This is a genomic window from Micromonospora chersina (assembly GCF_900091475.1).
GTDB classification, from domain to species: domain Bacteria; phylum Actinomycetota; class Actinomycetes; order Mycobacteriales; family Micromonosporaceae; genus Micromonospora; species Micromonospora chersina.
On record NZ_FMIB01000002.1, the window covers coordinates 1,031,722 to 1,058,568 of the forward strand.

Annotated in this window: 25 protein-coding genes and 3 pseudogenes; 11 read left to right on the forward strand and 17 right to left on the reverse strand. The window is 70.8% G+C overall.

The genetic code is table 11. The features are described 5' to 3' along the window. Positions 1-41: 41 nt before the first annotated feature. The gene (locus GA0070603_RS04730; protein WP_139131801.1) at positions 42-1,421 is read right to left on the reverse strand and encodes an FAD-binding protein; all 1,380 of its coding nucleotides are present in this window, start codon (positions 1,419-1,421) and stop codon (positions 42-44) included. Between the two features lie 358 nt (positions 1,422-1,779). On the opposite strand from GA0070603_RS04730, the gene GA0070603_RS04735 reads away from it, so the two are divergent. Further along, a complete protein-coding gene (locus GA0070603_RS04735) occupies positions 1,780-2,307 on the forward strand; it encodes a hypothetical protein (RefSeq protein ID WP_139131802.1) in 528 nt (175 codons plus the stop codon). Between the two features lie 19 nt (positions 2,308-2,326). Here GA0070603_RS04735 and GA0070603_RS04740 read toward each other — a convergent pair whose 3' ends face one another. Beyond that, complete coding sequence (locus tag GA0070603_RS04740; protein WP_091307662.1) at positions 2,327-2,788, reverse strand: YdeI/OmpD-associated family protein; 462 nt, start codon at positions 2,786-2,788, stop codon at positions 2,327-2,329. A 472-nt stretch (positions 2,789-3,260) separates the two neighbouring features. Beyond that, a complete protein-coding gene (locus GA0070603_RS31890; RefSeq protein WP_091307664.1) occupies positions 3,261-4,133 on the reverse strand; it encodes a DNA cytosine methyltransferase in 873 nt (290 codons plus the stop codon). 174 nt (positions 4,134-4,307) lie between these two features. Here GA0070603_RS31890 and GA0070603_RS04755 point away from each other — a divergent pair, with 174 nt between their 5' ends. Then, complete coding sequence (locus GA0070603_RS04755) at positions 4,308-5,540, forward strand: COG1361 family protein (protein ID WP_139131803.1); 1,233 nt, start codon at positions 4,308-4,310, stop codon at positions 5,538-5,540. A gap of 108 nt (positions 5,541-5,648) precedes the next feature. Here the strand turns inward: GA0070603_RS04755 and GA0070603_RS31895 are convergent. Continuing rightward, positions 5,649-5,976: pseudogene (locus GA0070603_RS31895) on the reverse strand (transposase); the annotation flags it as partial. A 401-nt stretch (positions 5,977-6,377) separates the two neighbouring features. On the opposite strand from GA0070603_RS31895, the gene GA0070603_RS04760 reads away from it, so the two are divergent. Together GA0070603_RS04760 and GA0070603_RS04765 are read left to right on the forward strand one after the other, a co-directional pair. Further along, positions 6,378-6,722 carry a hypothetical protein gene (locus GA0070603_RS04760; RefSeq protein WP_244282404.1) on the forward strand — a complete coding sequence of 115 codons (345 nt, stop codon included), beginning with the start codon at positions 6,378-6,380 and terminating at the stop codon, positions 6,720-6,722. A 527-nt stretch (positions 6,723-7,249) separates the two neighbouring features. Next, on the forward strand, positions 7,250-7,648 hold the full coding sequence (locus tag GA0070603_RS04765) for a hypothetical protein (protein ID WP_091307672.1): 399 nt from the start codon (positions 7,250-7,252) through the stop codon (positions 7,646-7,648). Positions 7,649-7,879: 231 nt separating this feature from the next. On the opposite strand, the gene GA0070603_RS04770 is transcribed toward GA0070603_RS04765, so the two are convergent. Further along, on the reverse strand, positions 7,880-9,043 hold the full coding sequence (locus GA0070603_RS04770) for a hypothetical protein (protein ID WP_139131804.1): 1,164 nt from the start codon (positions 9,041-9,043) through the stop codon (positions 7,880-7,882). A 413-nt stretch (positions 9,044-9,456) separates the two neighbouring features. Beyond that, complete coding sequence (locus tag GA0070603_RS04775; protein ID WP_091321555.1) at positions 9,457-10,137, reverse strand: SDR family oxidoreductase; 681 nt, start codon at positions 10,135-10,137, stop codon at positions 9,457-9,459. A gap of 56 nt (positions 10,138-10,193) precedes the next feature. Between GA0070603_RS04775 and GA0070603_RS04780 the strand changes: the two genes are divergently transcribed. From GA0070603_RS04780 to GA0070603_RS04790, 3 genes and pseudogenes are all read left to right on the forward strand, one after another. Then, entirely contained in the window at positions 10,194-10,565 is a 372-nt protein-coding gene (locus GA0070603_RS04780; protein ID WP_091307680.1) for a winged helix-turn-helix transcriptional regulator, read from the forward strand. A 298-nt stretch (positions 10,566-10,863) separates the two neighbouring features. Next, positions 10,864-10,959 (forward strand): annotated as a pseudogene (locus GA0070603_RS31900) (IS5/IS1182 family transposase); the annotation flags it as partial. A 151-nt stretch (positions 10,960-11,110) separates the two neighbouring features. After that, the gene (locus GA0070603_RS04790; protein ID WP_091307687.1) at positions 11,111-11,533 is read left to right on the forward strand and encodes a hypothetical protein; all 423 of its coding nucleotides are present in this window, start codon (positions 11,111-11,113) and stop codon (positions 11,531-11,533) included. Positions 11,534-11,961: 428 nt separating this feature from the next. On the opposite strand, the gene GA0070603_RS04795 is transcribed toward GA0070603_RS04790, so the two are convergent. Together GA0070603_RS04795 and GA0070603_RS04800 are read right to left on the reverse strand one after the other, a co-directional pair. After that, positions 11,962-12,462 (reverse strand): hypothetical protein, encoded by a 501-nt coding sequence (locus GA0070603_RS04795; RefSeq protein WP_091307690.1) that lies wholly within the window; start codon positions 12,460-12,462, stop codon positions 11,962-11,964. A gap of 589 nt (positions 12,463-13,051) precedes the next feature. Then, a complete protein-coding gene (locus GA0070603_RS04800) occupies positions 13,052-13,996 on the reverse strand; it encodes a helix-turn-helix transcriptional regulator (protein WP_091307694.1) in 945 nt (314 codons plus the stop codon). Positions 13,997-14,097: 101 nt separating this feature from the next. On the opposite strand from GA0070603_RS04800, the gene GA0070603_RS04805 reads away from it, so the two are divergent. The 3 genes from GA0070603_RS04805 to GA0070603_RS04815 all read left to right on the forward strand — a co-directional run bounded on the left by GA0070603_RS04805 (position 14,098) and on the right by GA0070603_RS04815 (position 16,857). Next, on the forward strand, positions 14,098-14,931 hold the full coding sequence (locus tag GA0070603_RS04805) for an NAD(P)H-binding protein (protein ID WP_091307698.1): 834 nt from the start codon (positions 14,098-14,100) through the stop codon (positions 14,929-14,931). 24 nt (positions 14,932-14,955) lie between these two features. Continuing rightward, complete coding sequence (locus GA0070603_RS04810) at positions 14,956-15,591, forward strand: hypothetical protein (protein WP_091307700.1); 636 nt, start codon at positions 14,956-14,958, stop codon at positions 15,589-15,591. A gap of 120 nt (positions 15,592-15,711) precedes the next feature. Then, on the forward strand, positions 15,712-16,857 hold the full coding sequence (locus tag GA0070603_RS04815; RefSeq protein WP_091307702.1) for an epoxide hydrolase family protein: 1,146 nt from the start codon (positions 15,712-15,714) through the stop codon (positions 16,855-16,857). Between the two features lie 217 nt (positions 16,858-17,074). Here the strand turns inward: GA0070603_RS04815 and GA0070603_RS32465 are convergent. Next, positions 17,075-17,161, reverse strand: a pseudogene (locus GA0070603_RS32465) (transposase); the annotation flags it as partial. A gap of 187 nt (positions 17,162-17,348) precedes the next feature. On the opposite strand from GA0070603_RS32465, the gene GA0070603_RS04820 reads away from it, so the two are divergent. After that, positions 17,349-18,521, forward strand: coding sequence for an MFS transporter (locus GA0070603_RS04820; protein ID WP_244282405.1), 1,173 nt, complete (start codon positions 17,349-17,351; stop codon positions 18,519-18,521). A 703-nt stretch (positions 18,522-19,224) separates the two neighbouring features. Here GA0070603_RS04820 and GA0070603_RS04825 read toward each other — a convergent pair. The 8 genes from GA0070603_RS04825 to GA0070603_RS04860 form a co-directional block, all read right to left on the reverse strand. Continuing rightward, positions 19,225-19,569, reverse strand: a complete 345-nt coding sequence (locus GA0070603_RS04825) for a zinc finger domain-containing protein (protein ID WP_091307705.1) — start codon at positions 19,567-19,569, stop codon at positions 19,225-19,227. 254 nt (positions 19,570-19,823) lie between these two features. After that, complete coding sequence (locus tag GA0070603_RS04830) at positions 19,824-21,434, reverse strand: FAD-dependent monooxygenase (RefSeq protein WP_091307708.1); 1,611 nt, start codon at positions 21,432-21,434, stop codon at positions 19,824-19,826. Positions 21,435-21,564: 130 nt separating this feature from the next. Then, a complete protein-coding gene (locus GA0070603_RS04835; protein ID WP_091307712.1) occupies positions 21,565-22,833 on the reverse strand; it encodes an MFS transporter in 1,269 nt (422 codons plus the stop codon). Then, positions 22,833-24,248 (reverse strand): FAD-dependent oxidoreductase, encoded by a 1,416-nt coding sequence (locus GA0070603_RS04840; protein ID WP_091307715.1) that lies wholly within the window; start codon positions 24,246-24,248, stop codon positions 22,833-22,835. Before GA0070603_RS04840 ends, GA0070603_RS04835 begins: the two co-directional genes overlap by 1 nt. A 75-nt stretch (positions 24,249-24,323) precedes the next feature. Then, positions 24,324-24,821, reverse strand: coding sequence for a GNAT family N-acetyltransferase (locus tag GA0070603_RS04845; RefSeq protein ID WP_091307719.1), 498 nt, complete (start codon positions 24,819-24,821; stop codon positions 24,324-24,326). Beyond that, complete coding sequence (locus GA0070603_RS04850; protein WP_091307723.1) at positions 24,821-25,150, reverse strand: ArsR/SmtB family transcription factor; 330 nt, start codon at positions 25,148-25,150, stop codon at positions 24,821-24,823. Before GA0070603_RS04850 ends, GA0070603_RS04845 begins: the two co-directional genes overlap by 1 nt. Positions 25,151-25,158: 8 nt before the next feature. Next, complete coding sequence (locus tag GA0070603_RS04855; RefSeq protein WP_208862807.1) at positions 25,159-26,403, reverse strand: M28 family metallopeptidase; 1,245 nt, start codon at positions 26,401-26,403, stop codon at positions 25,159-25,161. Further along, positions 26,400-26,648 carry a hypothetical protein gene (locus GA0070603_RS04860; RefSeq protein WP_091321561.1) on the reverse strand — a complete coding sequence of 83 codons (249 nt, stop codon included), beginning with the start codon at positions 26,646-26,648 and terminating at the stop codon, positions 26,400-26,402. The genes GA0070603_RS04855 and GA0070603_RS04860 overlap by 4 nt, the downstream gene beginning before the upstream one ends. Positions 26,649-26,847: the final 199 nt, after the last annotated feature.

Below are 26,847 nucleotides of genomic sequence, written 5' to 3' on the forward strand. Positions count from 1 at the left end.
GCCAGCCGGCCCTCCCCGGCCGCCGACCCGCGCCGACCGACCTACCGGGCGACCAACTCCTCGACCTGCGGCACCAGCTGCCGGCGGTCCGGCGCCGGCGTGGTGGGCCGGCCGGACCAGAGCACCCGGGCGACGATCGCCGGCGCGAAGAGCCCCGACGGTGGCGTCATCAGATTGGCGACGCTCAGGAAGCGCCGCCCGACGACGGGGTGCCGTGCGGCGGCGGCGTGCAGCCGGGTGACGTACCCGTTGAGGAAGCGTGTCCGGCCGCTGCGTGGCCCGACCACGGCCGGGTGGCGCAGGTCGGCGCCGACGGCCATGTCCCAGGGCACGTCCACCACCTTCGCCGCTGCGGCGAAGAAGCGGCGGGGCAGGTCCCGCCGGCCGCGGCGCAGGCAGTCACGCAGCACGACCGCCTCCGCCGCGGCCACCGTCATGCCCTGCCCGTACGCGGGATTGAAGCTGCACAGCGCATCGGCGACCGCGATGAACCCCTCAGGGAGGCGGGCGAGGCGCTCGTAGCGGCGGCGCTGGCTCGTGGGCAGCCGCATCCGCTTCGGCGGGCCGAGCGGCTCGGCCCGGCTCAACAGCGCGTGCAGCTCCGGCGCGGGCAGCCGACCGGCGAAGGCGAGGTAGCCCTCGGAGTCGACCGGCGGGGCGTGGTCCGGGCCGACGCCGAGGAGCGTCACCATCCACCGGTCGCCCTCTGCGGAGATGGCCACCCCGCCGTACGGGGCTGCCGGCGACGGGCTACTGATGACGGCGGCGAAGTCGGTGTCGCCCGGAGCGCGACGGTAGTCGCGGGAGACGTACACCGTCCGGGGGTCCACCCGCTCCTCTGCGGGCGGCTGGTAGCCGAGCTCGGCGAGCCAGGTGGGACCCCGGTTGCCGCGGCCGGTCGCGTCCACGACGAGCTCGGCGTCGTGGCGCTCCTCGCGGCCGCCGCGAGGAAGGACCCGCGCGCCGGTCACCGCGCCGCCTTCGGCGAGCAGCCCCACGGCCTCGCACCGGTCTCGGATCTCCACGTTGGGCAGCGCACGGACCCGATCCCGGACGTACGCCTCCAAGGCGCGCCGGCTGACGCAGAGCCCCGCCAAACCGGAGGCGACCCGGGGGATCCGGTGGCCGTCGTTGATCCATAGGCAGTCCCGTTGGATGTCGACGGGGACGGCACCGTAGGCGGTCAGGTCGGCGGTCAGGCCGGGGAACAATTCCTCGAGGATCTGGCGACCCCGGGCGAGCAGGCCGTGCGAGTGCTCGCTCTGCGGCACACCCTTGCGGTCGGCGGCCTCGGCCGGCAGGTCGTCCCGGTCGAAGACGGTCACCGTCGCGTACGACTCGCTCAGCACCCGGGCGACGAGCAGGCCGCCGATGCTGCCGCCGAGGACGATCGCCCGCCCGGTCTGGTTGGTGGTGGACACGGCTGACTCCGTTTCGCTTTCAATGGATGTCTCCACAGTCAGCGGCACGCCGTGTGCGGAAGGGAAGCGAATTGGCGGACGACTAGCTGACAGTGAAGTTCCGGTCAGGAGCGCCGCCGGCTCCGACCCGTCCGCCGATCACCCGACGGTGGGTGAAACTCCTGGTCAGGCCTTGTCTTCCGGCTCGGCCGGTCCGGCGGTGACCGACATCTCAGTCGACTAGCGGTCAGTCGTCCCGGGCCGTCGGCTCTGGGCGGACCACCGTGGTCAGGGGCGGGAAAGGATGCACGTTTCGCTTTCGCCCGGCGTCGGGCATGATGTGCGGGCCAAGCGGCGGTCGAGGTCGAGCGGAGAGAACGTGGGCGCGTCGGGATGGTCGTACAGCGTCGCCTACCAGCCGGACGTCGCCGCTGCGCTCGAACAGTTGCGTCAGGACGCGTACAACCGGGGCGCGTACTACCGCGAGGAGCCCGACCCGCTGTACGCCCTGACCGAGGACGAGTTCCGTGCGCGGCTCGATCCCGCCGATGACGACAGCGGGATCAACGAGTGCCTACTCGACGAATGGCGCGCCGCCCAGCGGCGACCCAAACCGATTGACCCGGACACGCTGTTCGCAGCGCAACCCCACTCAGGCACGCACTCCATCATCGATATGGCGAAGGGCGTGTCGGCCAAGCCGGCGCTGTTCACCGTCTCTCCACTGACCGACGAGCAGACGCTTGAGTTCTTCAAAACCCGAACGCCGGCCCCGGATCAGGTCGTGGAGTGGATGAAGACGTTCGACCCGTTCTCAATCCGCGAACGATGGCAGGGCGTATACGTCGTCAGCTACCTCGACGGCCACCCCGAGCAGATCCACTTCTCCGGGTTCTCGGGCGACTGAACGCCGAGATCCGGTGGACTCAGCGGTGTGTGCCGGCACGTAACATCTCGATGGTCTTGGTGACGCGCTGCGCCCGGGTGGCCTCCCGCTTGGCCTCGGTGATCCAGCGGACGAACTCCTTCCGATGCGAGGGGGCCAGCGCCTCGAACGCCACCTGCGCTTCGGCGTCGCCGGCCAGAGCGCCGGCCAGGTCCTCAGGCACCTCGACAGCACGCGTCCCCACGTCGGGGGCGATGCCGACCTCGTACGCCGACCCGATGCTGACCGCGGCCTGCTCCCGCGCCGCGCGGGACAACCCGATCAGGTTCTCGCCACCCATCCGAGCCACCCGCAGCGGCAACGTCACCCCATTGACACTGACCCGCACCGGGAACGCCTTGCGCCCCTCCCCCACGACGGCTACCTGCTCGTCGGACAGCACGAACGCCCCCGCCGGACCGCGCTGCTCCAACGTCAACGTCAACGTGAGGTTCTCGGCCATGACGCCATCGTAGCCGTCAGGTGTCCGGCAAAATCCCCGCCGGATCACCTACAGTCGGCCTGAAGTTGCTGCTTCACGGCGGTCCTGGTGACGGCCAGGTGGCCTCCGGCGCCGGCAAGGTCGGTGAAGAGGCCAGGGCTGACGCGGGCTCTTCGCGGGCAGCGGAATGGGCCCGCCCGCGAAGAGTTCCGCGTGGTGTGGCTGTCAGCGGTGGTGGCAGAGCAGGAGACGGAGGGGCGGTCGCCGCTTGGGCGGGGACGACGCCGTTGCCGAGGACGCGCAACGCGCCGGTGCGGGGAGATCGAGGGTGGGGTCGGTGACCCAGTGGGCGGGTAGGCCCATGAACCATTCCGCGAACGGAGGTGCGACCACGGGCTTGCCGTGCTGGCCGGATTCGGTGGGCGCGGGAGCGGGCCGGCCGATCAGAACCTCCCAGCGTGCGACCGCCGATGCGTAGATCCCCCAGGTCGCCTCATCGGGCGTTCCCAGGCTGCTGGTGGCGAGCTGGGCGACGGTGGTGCGTAGGTCGGGGCCGCCGTCGCCGTAGTGGCCGGGGCCTCGCGCGTCGGAGGCCGGGGCGTCGGTAGGGCAGGCGCTGCGCATCGCACGGCTGCGGACGGCAGGGTGAGGTCTCCGTGGGAGCCCCGTCGTCCCTTGCGGCCTGTCTGGCCGTCCGTCGCCCGTGGGATGGGTAGGAGCCCCTGTGACAGCGGCGGCCGGAAGCCGGCACTGGCTCGGCGGCCGGGGGTGCCGGTGTCGCTGGGGCGTGGGGTTGGCAACAACTTCTGGCGGGTGCCGTGGGGTTCGATGACGTCGGGCAGCCCGTTGTGGTGTCCGGGTCCTTTGCCGTCACGGGCGCAGGGCGTGGGCAGCGCGCATCGTCTCCCCCGCCTCTGGTGGCGAGCAGGAACAGCCGGTCGCGTCGATGGGCGGCGCCGATGTCGGATGCGCGTAGGCACAGCCGGCTCGTGTCGTACCCGAGCGCGGCCAGGTCGGCGTGGACGACGTCGAGTCCGCGCCTGCGCAGGGCGGCGACGTTCTCCACGAACACGAGCGGGGGTCGATGGCGAAGGGCGTGTTGATGTGCTGCCAGAGGCTGGAGAGGGCCGGTGATGCCGGCGCGTTTGCCGGCGTTGGAGATGTCCTGGCAGGGGAAGCCTGCCGTGAGGACGTCGACATGCCGGACGCGGGTCCAGTCGATGGTGCGGATGTCTCCGAGGTTGGGCACCTCGGGCCAGTGGTGGGCGAATACGGTGCGGGCGTGTCGGGCGGTTTCGGCGTACCAGGCGAGGCGGCCGCCGAGCACCAGCTCGACGGCCCGCACCACACCGCGACCAACCCGCACCGGTACACCGGAGACTCCGACGTCAGCTGAGGGGCGGGCCGCTTTCCCACAGCGCTCGTCCGAGTTGACCTCCTAGGCGCGCCCTCCGGAACGGGTCACGCGGGGGATACCGAACCCGGCCGGCCGCGGATAGTGTCCACGCATCGACCGCCCGTTCGTCCGGAGGGCTCCGTCATGAGATTCGGACTGCCGTGGCTGCCCCGAACGGTGGCCACCGTGCTGCTTCTTCTCGGCGGGGTCGGCGTGCCCGCCGCGTCCGCCTCGGCGGCGCCGACGGGCACGGACCTCACCGTCGACCTGGCCGGCGGGACGATTCCGCTGGGGGTCACGAAGAAGACGCTTCACTTGAAGATCAGCAACCGGGGCGACGCGACCCCGACCCAGGTCGTCGTCCGGGTCGACGCGTCGGAGCTGGACCCCTCGAGTTTCAAGATCACGCTCTGGCCGACCGGCGGGCTGGGCGAGTGCGACGGGGATGTCTCCGGCTGGTACTGCGACCTGCTGCGGGATCAGCTTCCGGGGCCGGGCGAGACGGTGGAGCTTCCCGTCCTCGCCACCGTTCAGACCGGAGAGCCCTTCGCGGGCCGGATCAAGGTGACGGTCGAGGTCGAACCGGTCGACACGAATCCGGCCGACAACACGAAGTGGTTCCCGATCGAGGTGGTGGACCACCCCGAAGCCGACCTTTCGGTGGTCGCGCCGGACGTGACGCAGTCGGTGCAGATCGCTGCCGACGGCAGCCTCAAATCCACCGGCACGTTGAATCCGGGCGAGACGGGCGCGGTGCGCTACACGATCGCCAACCAGGGGCGGAAGCCGGTCGGTGGCGTCAAGGTCGAGCTGCGCCTGCCCACGGGCGCGACGTTCACCAGGCCGCCGAGTGAATGCGTCCTCGGTGCCGCCGGTCGCACGGCGGTCTGCACCTACGACCGGCTGGTCCTCATTCCGGTCGACCAGGACACCGACCCGAACGACCAGCTCCACTCCGCCGTCGAGCTGTACCACCTGGCGACGGTGTCGGCCGCCACGAAGGCGCCGGTCACGTTGCGAAACGGGACCGTCCGGGTCGAGGGCCTGAGCGAGCCTCCGTCGGACCTTTCCGGTCTGTCGCGGAGCGACCTCCCCGCGAATGCGGTCGCCGTACCGGCGGTCGACGTGGACGACAGCGACAACCAGGACGGGTTCGCGGTCGTGGTGGTCGCGGACAGCAGCGGCGGAGGTAGTGGCGGCGACCCCGGTGGCGGTGGTGGCGGCGGCCACCCCGGTAACGGTGGTGGCGCTGGTAGTGGCGGCAGCTTGCCGATCACCGGGATCCGGGCCGGGCTGACCGCCGGGACCGGCTTCGCCCTGCTGGTGGGTGGCGGCGTGCTGCTGCTCCTGACCCGACGGCGCCGGGCCATCCGGTGACCATCGAGGGGCGACCGGTGTTGGCGGTGCGCAACTAGCCCTGCGGGACCCCGACCGCCAGGCCGACGATCCAGATGGCCGCGAGGAGCCGGAACGCGGCCCCCGGCCGCGCGCCGCCCACTTGGTCCGGCATCGTCCACTCAAGTCGAGTGATCGGATGACCAGGTAAAGGCACTTCAGGGCGGCCTGTTCGGCCGGGAATTGCCCGCGAGCCCGGACCCGTTCGGCGGTCGCGGGCGTTGAGGGACTCGATGGCGTTGCTGGAGCACATGATCCGGCGGATCTCTGCGTCGAGGTCCAGGAACGGGATGAACTCCGGCCGGTCCGCCCGTCACAGCTTGACGATGGCCGGGTACTGGCCGCCCCAGGCGGCGCTGAACTCGTCGAAGCCGGCCGCTGCCGCGGTCTCTGTCGCGGCGGTGTAGACCGGCCGCAGGCTCTTGGGCTGCACCACCGCTTGCGGCCGGGCGGTCGGCGATCGCCCTGACGTCGACGGGGAGCAACCCCGCCGGCGATCGTCCCGCCTCAGCCCTCGTCTCTATGGTCCCGTCAGCGTGGGCCGCCAGCCCGGCCGATGCCGGCCGGAGGTCGCCAGCAGGCCGGGGCCTGGCTGGCGCGGCCCGCTTGTGGGCCGCCTTGATGCGGTCCGCCCGGCTCGTCGGCACCATGCCTGACCAGGGTGTTTCCGTGGTGCGGCGGGCGGGACTCGAACCCGCGACCGAGCGATTAGATCAAATTGCCATCGCTGACGACCTGCGCGCATAGGGCACTACCAGCGAGACCAACTCTCGGCATCTCACACCACTCCCCCGCCGTCGCCGACCTCTTGCGGACCAGATGCGGATCGATCACCTGTCGGGCGGGCTGGGCGTCAGCTTGGCCTGGGTAAGTCGAGAACGGCTGCGGTACTTTGCCGGAGTGAACCGCGAAGAGGTCGTCCTCAGGCTAAGTCACGACCAGGCGCTGGTGCTCTCGGACTGGCTTGAGCGGATGGAGTCCTCGCGGGCATTCGCTGAAGTGGTGGACGATCGAGCCGTCTGGTCTGCCCTGCACTGCATCGGCGGGACCCTCGACAAGTCTCTAGTCGACATCTTCAGCGCCGACTACACGCAGCGCCTCCAGGCAGCCCGCCTGCGGCTGTCGGAGACGCTAGGCGACTTCGATCCGGGGGCTGACGAATAAACTAAGCGGCCTGCTGATGGTCAAATTAGGCCAGAGAGTCTCGCTTGGCATTCAGCCAAGCCTCAGCCGCCTCGACCTCGCTCGGCTTATCAACGGAGGCCGCCATGGTTTGTCGGATCACAGCGAGCACCGTAGCGAACGGGAGAGGGTAAACACCTCCTCTGCCTGAAGCCCATCTCTGTCGAACGTCCCCGCCGGAGGCATCGGTCTGGGCACCTTGGGCAGTCCGCAGCTATCGGCCGGCGCGTTGGCCGACGCCGGCGCTTGCGCCGCCAGCAGGCCGAGCGCGACCCGCCGCCATGACGGCTCAAAGCCGAACTCGGCAACCGCCGCGGTTAAGCCTCGCGACGCGTTCGGTGGAAGATTGATCGGCGGGCGGTGAGCTGCCCGTCAGCCCTTGCTGAGCTGCTGCGGCAGTCCGCGGCGTCCGAGTACGTCCGTCGGCGTGCGTACCGATCGTCACTCAGTTGGGCGCCCAGACTGGCCGACTCCGATCGATATCAGACGCGGTCACTAAGCTGCGCGCCATGATCACACGACCCACCGTGAAGTGGGGCCGCGAGGTGCAGGACCAGAGAGGCCGCATCGCTGCAGGAACCCTTGCTGAGGATGACGCCTACGCCCTGAACCTGTGGCCAGACGCATTCATCACTGCTGTCGATACTGCTCTTGACGCCTATGAAGCAGACCTACATTCATTCTCGTCACCGTCGGATGATGAAGTCTTCGCGTCGGTCGAGCGGGTCGTCATGGCTCTCAACATGATCAATGAGGAACACGGAAGCAGGATCGAGACGGGCGAGCGCGAGGAGCTGTGTGAGTACATCGACGATGTCCTGACAGACGCGGGTATTGATGTCGATGGTCTCACCTCCCGACGAAACATCGACCGGGCAGAACTTACCGACGAGTGGCGCGACTGGTGAGGCACTGATCCAGCCAGCGAAGCCTCGCCATCCCGTCGCCGTCGACCCACCCTTGCGGGAGCGGGCCGCCGTCGGGGCCGCCACGTCAAGACGGCCTTGACGCACGGACGGACGCTGGCAGCCCTGACGGTCTGCTCGGCTCGTCCGGGTCGTCGGCGGTGGCATGGCGCTACCGCAACCACCGACGGATCGCGACCCGCCGACGGGTGATGCTGCATCCGCTCGCTACGGTCAGCTCGCGCTACGAGGCTGCCCGGCACACCAGGCCGCGAGAGCCTCCTCTGTACAGGGGAGATTGCACTCTCCGATGGCCCTCGGCATCATCGGGCCCTGCCTGAGCAGGCGGACATGTATGACGACGCGAACGACCTCCTGCTGGAAAGGTGAGAGATCATCGAACGCGACGCCGTCCGGAAGCGGACCGTCGGGAAAGGCCAGGCCGAGCAGGAGCCGCAGCGCCAGGAAGTCATGCCGATGCGGGTCCGGAACCCGCATCCGCTCCAGCAGCAGACCAGCGAGCTGTGGCACCGAGTTGGCGGTGAGACCGCCGAGGGCCGAGGCGGTGGCGTTGGCCATCGCGCCATCCGGTGAACCCCAATCCACAACCGGTTCCATCAGGCAATCGGCCAGTTCGGCCAGCAGCGCCGTGTCGGGCGCCGGGACCAGCCGCACCAGTCCGATCAGCGCCGCCCGGTGAACAAGCCAGTCGGAGTTGCCACGCCACCGGCGTACCCCATCCACGATGGCGCCGTCAGAGGGGTGGCCGGCGAGTCCCGCCGCGATGCACATCTCCGCGGCTACGGCCGGGTCCATCTCCACTGAGAGCTGTTGGCCCAGAACGGGTGACATGGTTGCCCACTCCTGCGGGAAGGCGGCGAGCAGATACGCCATCCCGAGACGAAGGTGCGGATCACGATCCTGCAGGACCCGCAGGTACGCGGGGACACCCGCCCGCACCGCCTCATACGCCGCGGCGTGCCAGGGAGCAGTGACCGGGCGTCGGTATCCGCCATGCCTGCGCCACTCCGGCGACCTGGACAGCCACCAGTCCGACCGCTGCGACGCGAGTTCGCTCAGCGTCGGGACGTCCGCCGCAGGCCTCGGCGATTCGTACAGCTCGGCACAATCGAGAATCGTCCGCAGGAGGCGGTAGGCCACCAGCCGATCCGGTGCCTCCTGGTCGGCCAGCAGATCGATCAGGTACGGCGCGGCGGCCGCCGCCGGCTCCTCCACCAAGCCTTGGTGCTGGAGATGGTCTTCGACCTGTTCTTCCGCCTCGGCCCGCGCCGCCGGGTCGTGAGATCGAAGCATCTGCAACAGCCTTGGCACGTCCGAGGCCGGTCCGTACGGACCTTGCAACGATTCCCAGTCGACGGCGCACAGGTAGTCATTCACGGCCGGCAAAGTAGCAGCAGGGACCGACCGCCAGGCTGATCGAGAACCGCCAGCCGTATAGACCCGCGTGCCCGCGCCGGTGGGTCGTCACTCCCCCGCTGACCGTTTCTGTACAAAGCTGCTTTTCCGCAAGCAGAAAGGCCACCTCCCGAATCCGGGAAGTGGCCTTTGACTGGAGACCGTGTTCTGGGGCGCCGGCACCGCCCACCTGCTGCCCCGGCTGATCAAGGGCCGTACGCGCGGGCCGGTGTTCGTCGCCCACCGCCGGCCACCGCCGGGGAAGGTTTCGCCAGCCGGCGCGACGTCTGCCCCGAGTTCGAGCTCATCTGGCTGTCATACGGCCAGGCCCGCGCCCTGCTGGATGAGCACACCGCACTCGGCGGCGTGCCGGGTACAGGCTGGGATCTGCAGGATCAGCGGTGTCGGGCGCCGCCGTCGACGTGGACCGTCTCGCCCGTCACCCATCCCGCACTCAGGAGCCACAGGGCGGTGTCGGTGACGTCCTCGAGCGTCCCGACCCTGCCTGCGAGGGAGGCCGCGGCGGCACTGTCGTACAAGGCACGGCGACGCTCGTTCGGAAGCCGGTCCCAGGTGCCAGAGTCGGTGATACCGGGCGCGATAGCGTTGATACGCAGCGGCGCGAGCTCGACGGCCAGGTGAGTGACCAGCGCGGACAGGGCAGCATTCGCAGTACCTTTGACGACGGTGCCGGGCTTGGGCTGCCAGCCCACTATGCCGGAGAAGAACAGAAACGACCCGTCGGCAGGCATCCGTGGGGCGAAGTGCTTGGCCAGCAGCAGCGGGCCGACGACCTTGGCGGAGAACGCGGCCTGGATCTTGTCGTGTTCCAGGTCGGGCACCGGCACGTCATGGTGAGCAGACGCGGTGGAGATCACGTGGTCGAAGGCGCCGAGCGACTCCGCGGTCCGCGCGATGGTGGTCTCGTCGGTGACGTCGATCTGGACCTCGGGGCCAGACCGTGTGGCGACGACGACGTCGGCGCCGGCCAGCCCGGTCCGCCGGACGATCTCAGCGCCGATACCGCGGGCCCCGCCGACGACCAGGATCCGCTTGCCTGTCAGGTTCTCGCTCATGACCGCGACGGTATACATTTGCTACCGGTATCTTCAACGCTACCGAGAGGACCTCCGTGGGCAAGGCGTACAACGTCATGGCGGCGACGTGCCCGAGTCGCACTGTGCTGCACCGCATCGGGGCGCGTTGGACGGTGTTCGCCATCAACGCCCTGGAGGACGGGCCGATGCGGTTCACCGAGCTCAAAGCGCACATTCGCGGGATCACCCCGAAGGCCCTCACCGAGACGCTGCGCGCCATGGAGGCTGACGGCCTGCTCGCCCGTACCGACCTGGGCGGCAACCCGCCGCACGTCGAATACGCCCTGACCGAGCTCGGCCGCTCCCTGCTGGTTCCGCTGCGTGCCGTACGACAGTGGGCCGAGACGCACGTCCCGGACATCCTCGCTGCGCGTGAACGAGCCGGCATCGTGGAGGCCTCTAGCTGAGGAGGCCTCACCGAACGCCGGCAGCAGCGCAAGGTGCCGACGACAGCGTCATGTCGAGCCTCTCAAGCGGTCTGGTCGCACAGCGAGGAGGGCGACCAGTGCTCCTGGCCTGAGGTCAGGAGCGTGAGTTCTTCCGTTGACCTCACGAGACGGTCGCTGCCGACCGCCCCGTCGCCCGGCATTCATCCGTCAACGGCCGCATGGCGTTCAGAGTCGTGCGTCCACGGCTTGTGCGGCACGCCCTCCCGCTGCTTCCCGCAGGAGGGACACGCATGTCAAGTGCGCCTGGAGCGCCCCAGGGGGCGATCTGACCGGCCCGAACCCGGTCAACCGAGGCAAACCAGGCAGCAAGATCCATGTCGTCTGCGACCGGGCTGGTCTCCCCTTGGCCGTTGGACGACAAACGGTTGTAGGAAGGGCGCGCTTCATCGCTTCCCCAGGTGGCAAGCGCGCTGGACATATCTCCGGGCGCGCGCTGCCGGCGTTATGAACTTCGGTGCAGATTCGAGGCCCAAGCGTAAGCACCGTCGGTGGAGAATGCCGGCGTGCCCACGCCGCTGCTCCTCGCCCGGATCCTGCTGGGGATCCAGGCCCTGATCCTGTCGTCCATCACCCTGTTGGTGGTGCAGGCCCTGTTCCAGGCGGACCCGGAACTCCGTTCGCCGTGGCAGGATCTGCTACTCGGAGCGGCCACGGTCGGCCCGGCCGCGCTCGCCATCACCGCGGTGATCCGGCTCGGCGCGCCCCGCCCGTGGAGCTGGACGGCCGCGGTCTCGGCACACCTCGTGGCGCTCACCGGCTATGGCTGGTTCATGTTCCAGGCGATGACGGCCGACGTGCCAGAGGGCATGCTCTTCTTCTCGGCTGTGGTCGTCGGAACCCCGCTGGTGCTTCTCTCGGTGGCGGGACTTGTCCTGCTCTTGGTGCCAGGGTCAGTGAAGCACGGCTTCGGCCGGCGGGCGACGTGAAGACGGCTGTCTCATCGACGCCGGCCGAAGGAATCCTGCCTCCAAGATCAAGCACCGGACACTCCGGATTACCTGCGCGGCGCTGCTCAAGCACGGCGCGGCGGCCAAATCAGCCAGCTTGGTCGGCGTGCCGCGGTCAGATCGCACTCGCGGAACTCCGCACCGTGTGGATCCTCGTCTACATACCGCGTCATGCTCCGCATACTAGGTCCGAGCACGGCCGCATAGGGCGGTCGGTGTGATCAGGGAAGCCACACGGTGGCGGCGATCAGGACGAGGCTGGCGCGGTAGAGGACGGGCTTTGGCGGTTTCTCCGGGCGACGCTGGTCGTCATCGGTCAATGTCGGTTGGCCTCTGATGGCCCGATGACTGCCCAGGCGGTCCAGCGACGGCCTGGAGTCGTCATCGGCGGCATGCCATAGGGCATGTCACTGCCACAGGTCGGCATCCTCGTCGCCGGACCGGTCCGTCTCCCCCAGAGATTCATGGAGCCCGCCGACTTCGCGGCCCGTCGGGTTGCAATCTGCGTCCGTCTCGATCAGGTGCCAGCCAGGGTCGCCCTCGCGCGCGTCCGGGTCCCGGCCCTCGTCGAGGACGCACACTGCGGCGACGACTGCCTCGTACGCTCCGGCTCGCGCGACGAGCAGCACGTCGTGGGGATCCGCGCCTGCGTCGATCAGCCGCTGGGCGGCCGCCACGTCGCTCAGAGCGCTTGCATCCATCCACGGAGATATCACCTCCCGCCACAGGGCGCGCAAAACCATGAACCGAGCCAGCTGCGGAATGTTCTCGCTGATCTCCGACCTAGCCCACTCCTCCGGGTCTTGGGCTCCAAGCTCCTTGAACCTCTCCGCCAGCGATACAGCAGAATCGCGGACATCCGGCGGCAGAGTGGCCAGCCACTCGCCCCAGGTAGGCCATGAAAACACCAAGTGATCATGCCTTCGCCTCGTCCGCTAGCCAACCCCCAGCGCTCGGTGCGGCGTCTCTCGGCGCCAAGGGAGATGACGCGCCGGAGACCGACCACTTCGGTGTGAAGCAGGACGCTGCACCCACTCCGACCTGTGAAAACGAGCACTCGCAGGTCGTGCTGGGTGCAGTTGGATGCCCTTCAGTGCCGTTGGACGCGGTTCAACGGCGTTCAGTGCATCCGTCTGCTCCCAACCTGCTCCCCCCAATCTCGGCAGGAGACCACCGGCAGCTGATCGGGCGGGCACGGTCCCCCATCGCGTAGGCCGGCGCTGGTCGCCGCCGCCTGCTCCGCACCTTTATCCGCCTATCCGCCATTTCTGGACTCCGCGCCAGGCGTCGCCCGGCCGCCCCGCCTCGCCGAGCGGCGGCCCGGACTGTCCATCCCGACTAGGCCGTGCTCCCGCTCGATGACCCGTACCGCCGCCATGGTGCGCGGGTAGTCCGGGCTGTCGCGTCAGACCTCGCCATAGGCGTTCGCCCGACCCTGGAGTTGCCTCGGTCATGGCGCGTGGTCCGTGGTTGGTGCGGCATCGTTGATCAACCCGGTTAGTCCTCGGCGCCGGCGCGGGTGAGCCGTTGAGCGAGCGCGCGGATGTGGTCCTTGAGTTCGGGTGGGTCGAGGACTTGGAAGTCGATGCCCTTAAGAGCCACGAAGACGGCGATGCTGTCGAGCGAGTCGCCGCCGGCGTAGAAGAGGCAGCTGTCGGCGTCGCGGGGTTCGAGCCGGCCGGCGGTGGGTGAGGTGTGTTCGGCGACGGCGTCGAGTGGTGCGTGGAACAGGATGGTCGCCCGGTGCCGGTATGGGGCGGCGGTGAGCGCGTTGGAGACGTACGCGTGCACGCCCTCGGCGGGTTCGGGCCGGGGTGTGAAGCGCGGGCCGGGCTGGGGGGCGCGGTCGATGCGGTCGACGCGGAAGGTGCGCCAGTCGTCGCGGTCGAGGTCGAAGGCGAGCAGGTACCAGCGCCGGCCGGTGTGGACGAGGCGGTAGGGCTCGGCGCGGCGGGTGTGTTGCTGGTAGCCGAAGCGGATGCCTTCGTGGGCGCGGCAGGCGGCGGCCAACGTGGTGAGGAGCTCGGGGTTCACGGTGGGGCCGGGGCCGGTCAGCGGCAGGATGGCCGACTGCATCGCGCCGACGCGGTGGCGTAGCCGGGACGGCAGGACCTGTTCGAGCTTGGTGAGGGCGCGCAGCGAGGTCTCCTCGATCCCGGTGACTGTGCCGGTGGCGGCGGCGCGCAGGCCGACGGCCACGGCGACGGCCTCGTCGTCGTCGAGTAGCAGGGGTGGGAGCGCGGCGCCGACGCCGAGCCGGTAGCCGCCGGTGGTGCCGGTGGCGGACTCGACGGGATAGCCGAGGTCGCGGAGCCGGTCGACGTCACGGCGCACGGTCCGGGTGGTCACGCCGAGGCGCTCGGCCAACTCGGCGCCGGGCCAGTCGCGGCGGGACTGCAACAGCGACAGCAGCCGCAGCAACCGTGCCGAGGTCTCCAGCATTCGCGTCCAATCTCCGCAACTTGAGGACCGAACCTGTCCTCAACGATCTCTAGGGTCACTCGTACGGGCTCACCCCGGTACCGCGAAGCCAAGGAGAACCCATGATCCTCGTCACCGGCGCCACCGGAAACGTCGGCGGCCACGTCCTCGCCCTGCTGGTCGCCAGCGGCCACGACGTGCGCGCCCTGAGCCGGTCCCCGCAGGCGGCCGCGTGGCCGGCCGAGGTCGGCGTCGTCGCCGGCGACCTGGCCGACCCCGCGGCGCTGGCCGCCGCCCTGGCCGGCGTGGAGTCGGTCTTCCTGTTCGCGGTGCCGGGCAGCGGGCCCGCCTTCGTCGCCGCCGCCCAGCGGGCCGGGATCCGCCGGGTCGTGCTGCTGTCCTCGGGCGCAGTCGACGACGAGGCGGAGGTCCAGGACGGGCCGATCGCCGCCTATCACGCCGAGATCGAGCAGGCGCTGCGCGGCTCCGGCCTGGCGTGGACGTTCCTGCGCCCGGACGTGTTCGCCGCGAACACCCTGATGTGGGCCGGGCAGACGAAGGCCGGTGACGTGATCCGCGGGGCCTACGCCGAGGCGGCGTCCGCGCCGGTGCACGAGGCGGACATCGCCGCGGTCGCGGTGGCCGCCCTCACCGAGGACGGACACTCCGGCCAGGTCTATCGGCTGACCGGGCCCGAGTCGCTCACGCACGCGGAGCAGGCCGCCATCCTCGGCCGGGCGCTCGGCCGGCCGATCCGCTACGAGGAACTACCCGCCGAGACGGTAAGCCAGGAGATGAGCGCCCACGTGCCGGCCCCGATCCTGGACGACATCCTGGCCACCTGGGCCGCCGCCGTTGGCCGTACCGCTCCCACCACCGCCGACGTCGAGAAGCTGACCGGTCGTCCCGCGCGCAGCTACCACGACTGGGCCCACGACCACGCCGCCGCGTTCTGACCAGTGTTGAGGAGCAGTCGAGCCATGACCCGCGTCTACCTGGAGAAGGGCCGTACGAAGATCGTCGCTTGCGCGCTGGACTGGCCCGGCTGGGCGCGCATCGGCACCACCGAGGACCGCGCCGTGGCCGCGCTGACCGCCTACGCCGACCGGTACCGGCGCATCACCGCCGATGCCGGGCTGACCTTCGACCCCGGCCCGGTCGAGATCGTCGCCACGGTGACCGGCGTCAACACTACCGACTGGGGCGCGCCCGGCGTGCCTGTCGCCGAGGACAGCCGGCCCTACAGCGCCGCGGCGGCGCGCCGTAGCGCCGCGATCCTGCGGGCCGCGTGGCGAGCCCTCGACGAACTCGCCCAGACCGCACCGCCGACCCTGCGTAAGGGTCCTCGCGGCGGCGGACGCGACCGGGACGAGATCGTCACCCACGTCGTCGACAACGATCGCGCGTACGCCCGCAAGATTGGCATCCGGCACCGGCCGTTCACGCCCCAGGACCGCATCGCCCTGACCGCGCTTCGCACCGCGATCCTCGATGTCCTGGGCAACCCGGCCGACGGTGGGCCGCTCAATGGCGGCGGCTGGCCACCGGCCTACGCCGCCCGCCGCTTCGCCTGGCACACCCTCGACCACGTGTGGGAGATCCAGGACAAGTCTTGAACACGCGCCGCGAACGAGCCCGCCATGCAGCATGGCGGGCTCGTTTCCGTTGTACGATCACACAACAAGGCGGAAGAGTTGAGGACCGAACCTGTCCGCAGTGTGCGGCAGGCTGGACCCATGACAGCGATCAGCGAATTCCGTATCGACATTCCCCAGACCGACCTCGACGACCTGCGCGAGCGTCTCACCCGCACCCGATGGGGCGGGCAACTGCCGGGCGCGGCGTGGGAGCGCGGCGTGCCAGTCGGCTATCTGCGGGAACTGGCCGAGCACTGGGCCACCACATACGACTGGCGCACCCACGAGGCGGAACTCAACGCCCACCCGCAGTACGTCACCGACATCGACGGGCAGCAGTTGCACTTCGTCCACGTGAAAGCTGCCGAACCCGGCGCATTGCCGCTGCTGCTGGCACACGGATGGCCAGGCTCGATCGTGGAGTTCCTCGATGTCATCGGCCCGCTGACCGACCCACGGGCACACGGCGGCGATCCGGCCGACGCGTTCGATGTGGTGATCCCGTCGCTGCCCGGATTCGGGTTCTCCGGACCGCTGTCCGGGCCGGGCTGGGACAGCCGGCGGATCGCGACCGCGTTCGCCGAACTGATGCACCGCCTCGGCTACCAGCGGTACGGCGCGCAGGGCGGCGATTTCGGCGCGTTCGTGGCGCCGGACCTCGGCCGGGTCGATCCGCAGCACGTGGTCGGCGTGCACGTCAACGCCGCCTCGATGGGCTTCATCCCGTTCGGCGAGCTCAGTGAGGCCGAGCTGGCCGAGCTCACCGACGCGGAACGGGCGCGCGTGGCGCGGATGAAGGCGTTCTTGGGTGAGGGCAACGGGTACTTCCAGATCCAGGCGACCCGTCCGCAGACCCTGGCGTACGCACTGCTCGACTCGCCGGTCGGGCAACTGGCCTGGATCGTCGAGAAGTTCAAGGAATGGACCCACGGCGACCTGCCCGAGGAGTCGGTCGACCGGGACCGGATGCTCACCAACGTCATGCTCTACTGGCTGACCGGCACGGCCGGCTCCGCAGCGAACCTCTACTACGAAAGCATGCACACCCGCAACTGGCCCACACCGAGCGAGGTACCGACCGGCGTCGCCGTGTTCGCCGAAGACATCGCCATCCGCCGGTACGCCGAGCGCGGCCACACCATCGTGCACTGGTCGGAGTTCGACCGAGGCGGACACTTCGCCGCCATGGAGGCACCCGACCTGCTCGTGCAGGACATGCGCACCTTCTTCCGCCGCTTCCGCTGACCCCCGGGGTGCGTGCGGACGCGCCCAACAGCCAACCAGCTAAATCAACGGCAACGCTGGTCAGAACCGTCTGGAGTTCAGCCGCAGCGAACGCTACGGGCGGGCCAACGGCCGGCTCGGCGTGACGTCCCGGCCAGGAAGTCTTCCACTGGACGGCAGCACCGTTGCCACTCAGAGGAGCGGGTACCAGGGCCGCCTACGAAGAACAAGATCACCGGCGGTTGAGGAAGATCCCGACGACGTCGGTGCGGTGGCGGATCTCATTGTTCAGCCGTTCCTGCGGGTTGTTCGACCGGATCCGGCGCGTGGGCCATGTGCGGGCCACCAACAGTGGCGCGCAGCGGGCACAGGCGGAATCAGTGGCTGCGGCTCGGGCAGTCACTATGTCGTCCCAATCCCGCCAGATCACCGGGGCTGGCTCTTCCTACGGTCGTCGGGTGAATGCTCATCCTGCCGACGCAGCCCGGACCCCTCCTCGCATCAGCGGCCTCGTGGTGCTGTTCATGTCGATCGCGGCGGCCCTGGGGACATCGACCATCTATCCGATGCAGCCAGCAATAGCTCAGGTGGCGGACTCGTTAGGCTCGCCGGTCGCTGCTGTCGGGGTCGCGCTCGCCTGTGGACCGACCGGGTACCTGGTCGGCCTCTGCCTGCTCGTCCCGCTCGTTGACCGATACCCGCCTGGGCGGGTCTTCGCAGCCCAGTTCGGGGTTATGGCAGCAGCGCTCGCGGCGAGCGCCGCCGTGGGCGGCGTGCTGGCGCTGGGCGCGGCGATCGGTGTGGTCGGTGCCTGTTCGGCGGTGGGCGCCGGCCTCAGCTCCGTCGCCGGCCGTTTGGCTCCGCCGCATCGGCGCGCGACGGTTCTGGGGTTCGTGACCGCTGGCATCTCCGCTGGAATCCTCGCAGGCCGGATCGTTGGCGGATGGCTCGCGGATGAGATCGGCTGGCGTCGGATGCTCCTGGTCTTCGCCGCCGCCTCGGCGCTCGTCGCTGTGTGGTGCCTGACGGCGCTCCCCGCCGTGCGCGGCACAGCGGCCGGCGACTACCTCTCCAGCTTGCGGTCCCTTCCCGGGCTGTTCGTCCGGCACGCGACACTCCGGGTTGCCGCGCTCCGCGGCGCCCTGTGGTTCTTCGCCTTCTGCGCGGTGTGGGCCGGGCTCGCCGTAGCTCTCTCACAAGCCCCGTACTCTTACCCGGCCGAGCGGATCGGCCTGTATGCCCTGGCCGGACTTGCGGGCATTCCCGCCACTCAGGTCGCGGGCGCCTGGACAGACCGCGTAGGTAGCCGTCGCGTCATCCTCGCGGGCCTGGTGTCGGCTGGGCTGGCCGCGGCCGTCATGGGCTTCAGCCTCGCGAACACCGTCGTGGCCCTGATCTGCTTGGCGCTCTTCGACGCCGGCCTGTTCGCCGCTCAGGTGGCCAACCAAAGCACGGTCCTCGCCATCGATCCTGCAGCACCGGCAGGGTGCAACAGTGCGTACATGTCGGTGTACTTCGTCGGAGGAAGCCTCGGGACCGCCTTCGGTGCTGGCTCAGTCGAATGGTTCGGCTGGCCGGCCACCGCGGTGATTACCCTGGCAGCGATCTCGGTTGCCGGGACGATCACGGCGTTCACGCGTCATGCGTCCACGGGCCTGGTCCCGGTCGGCCAGCAGGCGAGATGACGATGGGCACACCGACCTGAGCCACGACAATCACCGGTACCTGCGGCCCACAAGACGACAAGCAGCACCGCAGCGTCCACTCGCTTGCGAGTCCGTGAGCCATGGCCGGTTGGCCTCGTGCCCGGTGCGCTGCTGGACCGGACAGCCATCGCGATCGTGTCCGCGGTCGCTTCCGCCGCCGGCTGGACTGGACCGCCGCCCTCTGCACCGAGGGCGGCGTCCTGGCCGTCGTCGCGATCCGGACACAACGTCGGGTGGCCCGGTGCGCAACAGGGCGGCGAGGAGGTGCTCGGTGCCGATGTGCTCGGCCCGCTCCTCCAGCGCGACGAGTACCGCCTGCTCCAACACCGCCCGTGCCTCGCGGTCGAAGCGGAGGCCCGGCGCGGCACCGCTAACGCTCGCGGGCGGCACGGTGCCGGCGGTCCTGCATTCGGTGGCGAGCGGCTCGGCCGTGGGCGGGGGTGCTGCGGTGGGGGCGTGCCAGAGCGCGGCGGTGTTGCCCGACGGTGCGGGCAACGCCGCCGCCAGGTCCCAGGTCGGCACCGCACTACGCGCCAAACCCGCGCCGGTCCTCGCAGCCGCCGGCGCCGCAGCCGCCCTCACGCTCGTGGCCTACCGACGCCGCCGGATGAGACAGCCAACGGCGCCGGATCGCTTCGGACGAAGGTGGGCCTGATGGAGGAGCGGTAACGGCCTCCGTCGCTCAACCTTCCGTCAACTCGCGCAGCTTTCGACTCCGCTCGACCCGCTCCGGGTGCAGCTCTTCCTTCAAGACGTGCCGCGGCAGGTTGATGCAGTTCTGACCGGGATTGGCATTGCAGATGGGGCACCCTACGTACGCCGCGCTAAACGGCAACGGGATGCCCTGGGACAAAGCGGCCATGCCCGTCTTGCGGGCAGCCCGGTACAGCTCCTCGTTGCGGTGGGCGGAGGCAGCATCGGTTATGTATTGCAGGGCGGACCAGAACCACAGCCCAGCCTCCTCCCTGCTCAGCCCTTTCAGCTTTCGCATTTCCCGGCTCTCGGGGGACTCCTCCGGATGCTCCATGCGCCGGGTCCCCCCGCCCTTAGGTCGGCAAAACCTCAGGCCAGGACGACCCCGGGCCAACAGTCGCGGTGTCACGAAGGCCATGAGACGGCGTAGCCGACAGTCGGCCAGGTCGTACGCTCCGCCGGTGCCAGTGACGCTGCCCTGGGAGATGCCGGGCGGTCCACCGGTCACCGTCAACCTGGTCATCCACGGTCAGAGGAACGTCGCGATAGATCGGCACACGATGAACCCGCGACACGGCCCGCACGTCCTCAGGCATCCGAGGGTCCGAGCCAGCGGCGCAGGTAGGCACGTAGGCCGATCAGGTCGGTGCCGCCCGCGCGGTAGCCCACGTGCCCGTCCGGACGCACGAGATAGCCGGCGTGCGCGCCGGGATCGACGCCGAGCCGGCGCAACACCTGGTCGTCAGCCTCGGGCGCCGCTCCAACCAGGCCGGCGAGGTGATGTGCGGTGAGCCTGCCGCCGTGGCGCCGGGTCAGGTCGTCGATCTCGTGGGCGGGCCAGCCTTCGGGTGGGCCGCAGAGCAGCAGGTGCCAGCCGGGTGTGGCGGTGAGCCGGTGCAGCGAGCCGCCGCCGGCCAGAGGGGCGTCGGGCAGCCGGTCGCCGGCTCGCGGGCCCGTCCGCGGCGCGTGCCGGGCCTCGGTGGACAGCGGGCTGTGCCGGTAGCGAATGGCAAGCTCGGCGACCGTGCGGAAGGCGGTGGCTCGCACGATCCGGGGCGCGAGGACCGCCGGCAGCAGGGCGGGCGCGAGCCGGGTCCGGGCGAAGCGGACAAGAGGGTTGGCGGTCGTGGCGACGGTGAAGGCCCGGTCGCTGAAACGGAGCACCATCCGGCCGACCGGTGCCCGCTCCGCGTGGTAGCTGTCCAGCAGGGCCGGGTCGGCGTCGCCCTGCAGTGCCTGGGCGAGTTTCCAGCCGAGGTTCACCGCGTCCTGGATGCCGGTGTTCATACCCTGCGCGCCGGCCGGGCTGTGGATATGCGCGGCATCTCCGGCCAGGAAAACCGGTCCGGCCCGGTAGGCGGTGGCGGCCCGGTGGTGCAGCCGGAAGTTCGTCGCCCACACCGGGTCGTGCAGCCGCAGCGCGCCGCCTGCGTACGCGTCGGCCAGCGTCTGCAGCTCGGTGAGATGGACCGGCGCGCTCGGCGGGGTCGCGTCGTTGGCGGGTCGCATTGCCACCATCCGCCAACTGGCCGGGTGTCCGAGCGGGAAGAGGAGCATCAGCCCTCGCCCGGCGAGGAAGGCGTGCGCCGCGCCGGGTTCGACGCCGTCGACCTCCAGGTCGGCTAACACGAACGTCTGCGGGTACGCGCCGCCCTCGAAGCCGATCCCGGCGAACTGCCGCACCGCGCTGTGCGCGCCGTCGCAGCCCACCACGTATCGGGCCGACACCCGCTCCTCGCGGCCGTCGCGGTCGCGCAGCGTGGCGACCGCGGCCTGGTCGGTACGGTCCAGGCCGACCAGCTCGATACCGCGTTCGACACTCACGCCGAGCGTGCCGAGGTGCTCGCCGAGCAGCCGTTCGGTCTCCGCCTGCGACAGGAACAGCAGGTACGGGTACGCGGTGTCGGGCAGGCCCAGGTCGAACAGTCGCACCGCACGCTGCCGCCGTCCCGCGTGCACGATCAGCCGGACCGCTGGGTTGCCGGCCGCCACCATCTTGTCGGCCAGACCGAACCCGGCGAGGACCTCCAAGGTGCGGGGCTGGACCGCGAGCGCGCGGGACTCGTGCACCCGGTCGGTTGTCCGGTCGACCAGGCGCACCCGTACGCCGTGCCGGGCGAGTTGCCCGGCCATGGTGAGGCCGGTCGGCCCCGCGCCGACCACCAGCACGTCGGTTTCCGAGCCCGCGGCGCCGGTCATCGGCAGCTCCCTGGTTCAGCGGTGGGACGTACCGCCTGTCGGGTCAGGGTAGCGCCAGGCGTGTCGTGTCGGGGCGAACCTCAGCTGCCCGGAGCGGGGCTGCTCATGATCGGGGTGGCGGCACCGCAGGCTATTGCGGCGGCGGGCCGGGTTTGTCGTCGTGCTCGTTCCAGTCACTTCTGCTCCCTACGAACCGCATTCCGACGGCGGCCAGGAGGCATGCGGTGGTGACCGCGGCGAGTAGTAGGTGGTAGCCGCCGTGCGGTAGGAGCGTGGCGGCGAGCAGGGGTGCGGCGGCTTTGGCGGTGGTGACGGGGGCGGTGAGTCGTCCGGCGATGGTGGCGTAGGCGGCGGTGCCGTAGCGGTCGGCGAGCAGTGCTGGGGTGGCGAGGCTGGCGATGCCGAATCCGAGTCCGAATCCGGTGACGGTGATGACGGCGCCCACGCGGCTTCCTGCGGTGAAGGGCATGGCGAGGACAGCGACCGCCTGAATGGCAAAGACCGTGGCGACGATGGTGGTGATCGGGAGGCGGCGGCGGGCGCTGGTGAGGACGAGTCGTCCGGTGACGGACAGGACGCCGAGGAGCCCGGCCGTGGTGGCGGCGAAGGTGGCGGGATGGCCGCGGCTGGTGAGGTAGCCGACGAGGTGGACGCCGATGGTGCTGGTGGCGGCGCCGTGGGCGATGAGGGCGGCGGCGAGGATCCAGAAGCGGCGGTCGCGCATCGCGGCGCGCGCCGCGATGCGTCGCAGAGTGTGGTCCGGTCGCGCCGCCGGGATGGGTGCCCTGCCCTGGGGCGGTTTACGGATCGTGAGGGCATGCAGCGGCACAGTCACTACGCCATGGACCGCGGCTAGCGTGAGCAGGGCTCCGCGCCAGCCGAGCTGCGCGACGAGCAGGCCGGTGAGGGGCATGAAGATGGTGCTGGCGAATCCGGCGACGACGGTGACCGCGAGCAGGGCGGTGGGGCGCCGGTCGGGGATGAACCAGGAGACGATGACGGCGAAGGCGGGTTCGTAGAGGACCATTGCGCCGGAGATGCCGATGCCGATCATGACGGCGTAGAGCTGTCCGATGGTGTGGACCTGGGACCAGGCGATCAGGAGCGCGGTGGCGGTGATCGAGCCGGCGGTCATGAGGGCTCGTCCGCCGTGCCGGTCGAGCCACCTGCCGACCGGGATGGCCATCAGCGCGCCGGCGAGGACGCTGGCGGTGAGCGCGCCGGTGACGGCGGTGGTGGAGGCGTCGAGGCTGGCGGCCATGGGGCCGAGGAGGACGGCGAATGCGTAGTAGAGGGTGCCGTAGCCGATGGTGGAGGTGATGGCGAGGGCGGCGACGATGCGCCACCCGTGGCGCCCGCCGACCGTGGGGTCGGCGGGCGCCGTCGTGGTGGTGGTCATCAGCTGGAGCAGCAGCCGCCGGTCTGGCCGCTGGTCGGGGTGTCGAGGCTGATCAGGGTGAGCGGTGCGGAGAGCAGGCCGCCGGAGATCCCGGTGGCGAGCCCTTGTGCGGCCGGCTGGGCTGCACGGGTGGGGCCGCAGCAGCTGTCGGTTCCGGTGGAGTCGGCGGGGTTGCTGTTGCAGACGCCGGTTTCGGGCAGGTCGAGCTGGACGTCGCGGGCGGCGTCCCAGTCGCCGGCGAGGGCGGCGACGACGGAGCGGACCTGCTCGTAGCCGGTGGCCATGAGGAAGGTGGGCGCGCGGCCGTAGCTCTTCATGCCGACGGCGTAGTAGCCGACCTCGGGGTGTGCGAGTTCGTCGGCGCCGTGCGGTGGGACGGTGCCGCAGGAGTGCTCGTTCGGGTCGATCAGCGGGGCGAGGGCGCGGGTGGCGCCCATGATCGGGTCGAGGTCCAGGCGCAGCTCGGCGGCGATGGAGTGGTCGGGGCGGAAGCCGGTGGCGGCGACGATGCGGTCCACGGTGATGGACTCGTCGGTGCCGTCGGCGTGGCGGACGACCACGGCGACGCGGCCGTCGGTCGGGGTGAGCGCGTGGACGGAGAAGCCGGTGAGCAGCCGGATGCGGCCGGCGTCCACGTGGTCGCGCAGACGGGAGCCGAGCGCGCCGCGGGCGGGCAGGGCGTCGGCGTCGCCACCGCCGTAGGTGCGGGCCGGGGACGCGGAGCGGATCGCCCAGGTCACCTCGGTGTCGGGCTCGGCGGCGGCCAGCTCGGCCAGGGAGAGCAGGGTGTTCGCGGCGGAGTGGCCGGCGCCGACGACAAGGGTGTGTCGGCCGGCGAAGCGGTGCCGGTCGGTGCCGAGCACGTCGGGCAGGGCGTGCTCGAGGAACGCTACCGCGTCCTTCTCGCCGCGGGCGGGCAGGCCGGAGGCGCCGAGGACGTTGGGGGTGCCCCAGGTGCCGGAGGCGTCGATGACCGCGCGGGCCAGCAACTCGTCGCCGTCGGCGAGGCGGATCAGGAACGGCGTCTGCTCGCGGCCGGCGGTACGCAGCCGGTCCAGGCCGAGTCGGCTGATCGCCTCCACCCGCGCGCCGTAGCGCAGGTGCGGCTTGAGCTGCGGCAGCTCCGCCAGGGGCTGGAGGTAGTCCGCGACCAGGTCCGCGCCGGTGGGCAGCGCGTCCTCGGCCGGGGAGACCCAACCGGCGTCGTCGAGCAGTCGGCGGGCGGCCGGGTCGACGTTGTAGCGCCACGGGGAGAACACCCGCACGTGCCCCCACTGCCGCACCGCCGCGCCGGCGGTGTCGCCGGCCTCCAGGACAAGGAAGGGCAGGCCACGCTCGTGCAGGTGGGCGGCGGCGGCCAGGCCCACCGGGCCCGCGCCGATCACCACGACGGGCAGTTCGTCCAGGACAGTCATCGGAAACTCCCTTGTGTTGAAAATTGTCGAATCAAGAAGGCGCAGCGGTGCTGTGGCGGGCGGAACTGAACGGGTTCAGGTGATGACGGGGCTACGCCGCTCGAGGAGAACGACATCGCGCCACCGGCCGTGGTGCCGGCCGACCCTTTCGCGGGTGCCGATGACGCGGAACCCGGCCCGCTGGTGCAGGGCGAGGCTGGCGGCGTTCTCCGGGAACACGCCGGACTGGATGGTCCAGATGCCGGCGGCCTCGGTGGAGGCGATCAGCGCGTCCAGCAGCAGCCGGGCCACGCCACGACCTTGGGCGGCGGGGTCGACGTAGATGGAGTGCTCGACCACCCCGGCGTAGACCGCCCGGGTCGACGTCGGTGACACCGCCACCCACCCGAGGATGTTGTCGTCCGCGTCGACGGCCACGAGGCGGTGATCAGGCAGCTTGCCCGAGTCGAATGCGGTCCAGGTCGGTGCGGTGGTTTCGAAGCTGGCGTCGCCGCCGTCGAGGCCGGCCTGGTAGATGGCGAGGACACGATCGGCGTCGTCCGGGGTCATCGGGCGGACGGTGGTGTCGGCCATCAGCAGGCTCCCTTCGGGGTGGGGGCCGGGCGGCCCATGACGACGTCAGCGGCGGAGGGGAAGCAGCCGACGCAGGCGTCGTTGATGCGGTAGTGACGGGCGGTGCCGACCGGCTCGACGAGCACGAACCGCACCTCGGTCAGGATCTTCAGGTGTTGGGAGACGGTGGACTGGGCCAAGCCGACGGCGCTGACGATCTCCCCCACGCTCATCGGCCGGGCGTGCCGGGCGAGGTACTCGACGATCTGCACCCGGGTCGGGTCCGCCAGGGCCCGGAACCACGAGGCGTAGGTCTGCGCGGTGCCCCGGTCGAGGAGGTCGCCCACCATCACTCCCTCTATCGTTTATCGCCGATTGGCGATGAAAGTGTAGCGGGTGCCGCTGCCGCGAGGTGAGCGGTCGCGACAACGAGACGGGCGATGGCGTCGAGAGTGGCGGGGTCGACCTTGTCGGGGGTGTCAGCGGGGCTGTGGTAGCCGCCCATGCCGGCACCGATGCCCACAGCGGCGAAACCGGCGCCGCCGTAGCGGCGGTTGTCTGATGCCACCGGACCTGCGGTCAGGGGGATACCGGTGTGGCGCCCGGCCTGGTCGAGCAGGGCGAGGAGACGGTGGGCAGAGCCGCCGGCCTCCACCGCGGCCGCCCCCTCCAGGCGGCCGGCGCCGTCGACGTTGATGACCATCGGCGCGGCACCCGCGGCGCGGAGTTGACCGGCGTGGTGGGCGGAGCCGAGAGCGCCGACCTCCTCCCCGTCGAGCAGCGCGACGGACAGTCCGGCGCCGTTCGGCAGCGCGGTGGCGAGAATGCGGGCGGCTTCGAGGACCACGGCGACGCCGGTGGCGTTGTCCGAGGCGCCGGGCAGGCGAAGCCCGGGGTGGTCGCCGACACCGTCGTAGTGCGCGGTCAGCAGCAGGTCGGCGCCAGCGGGGACAGGCTGCCGGAGGCAGGCGTGGATGTTGGCGCCGGTGACGTCGTCGCGGCGCAGCGGCGTCGCGCCAGCCAGCCAACCGTCCCCCGCGGTCGCGGCGGTGAGCACGGCGTGGTGGGTGTCCGGGTCGAGCGTCAGCACGGGCAGCGGCCCCGGGTCCGGGCCGGCGAGCATGGTGAACTGCCAACCCTCGGCGTCAACCGGGCGGCGGACCAGCAACCCGGCAGCACCGCGGGTGTCGCGGTAGGCGTCGAACAGGCTCATGTCGGCCGGCACGACCAGCCACCGCCCCGCCGGGTGGTCCTTGCCGGCGACGCCGAGGGCGCCGCGTCGGATGTCCGGCGTGTCGGCGGAGGCCGGGTGGATCGCGACCTGTCGCCCGAACGCCAGCTCCATGGTGCCGTTCCGATCGCCCCAGGTGACTGTCGGCGCCTCATACACCTGCGGCACGGCGCGGACCGGGAACTCCTCGGTGCGCACGCCAGCGCCGAGGGCGGTGAGCTGGTCGACGAGCCAGGCGCGGGCCGCCGCCCCGCCCCGCGAGCCGACCCGTCGCCCGGCTAGCGGGTCGGAGGCGAGGACGGCGATGGTGGCGACCATCCGGTCGGCGCTGACCTGCTCGAGCAGGTCCGCGAGGTTGCTTGAGCCGGTCATGAGCAGCAGCCCTGTCCGGCGGCGACGGCGTCGGCCTTCGCCTCGGCGCCACAGCAGGAGTCAGCCGCCCCGGCGGCCTGGCGGGTACCGCAGCACGGGTCACCGCTGGCGGTTGCGCCGGCCGGCGGGAGCATGCCGCCGACGGCCTGTGCCGGGCTGCCGCAGCAGGCGCCGGAGCCGGTGATCTGCAGGGCCGCGGCGGGGTCGCCGGCGAAACCGCCGGCGGTGGAGGTGTTCTCGCTCATGTCGGTCATCTCCTCAACGGGGGCTGATCAGCGTGTAGGCACTGGTGCGGGCGCGGTCGAGACGGCGCTCGGCGCGCTGGGCGGCGGTGGACACCTGGGCACAGGAGTCGCAGAACCGGACACCAGGCAGCGGTGTGCGCGAGCGGCGGGGGAAGCCGAACATGGCGGTGCCTCTTTTCCTCAAGGACGCCTGTCTCGA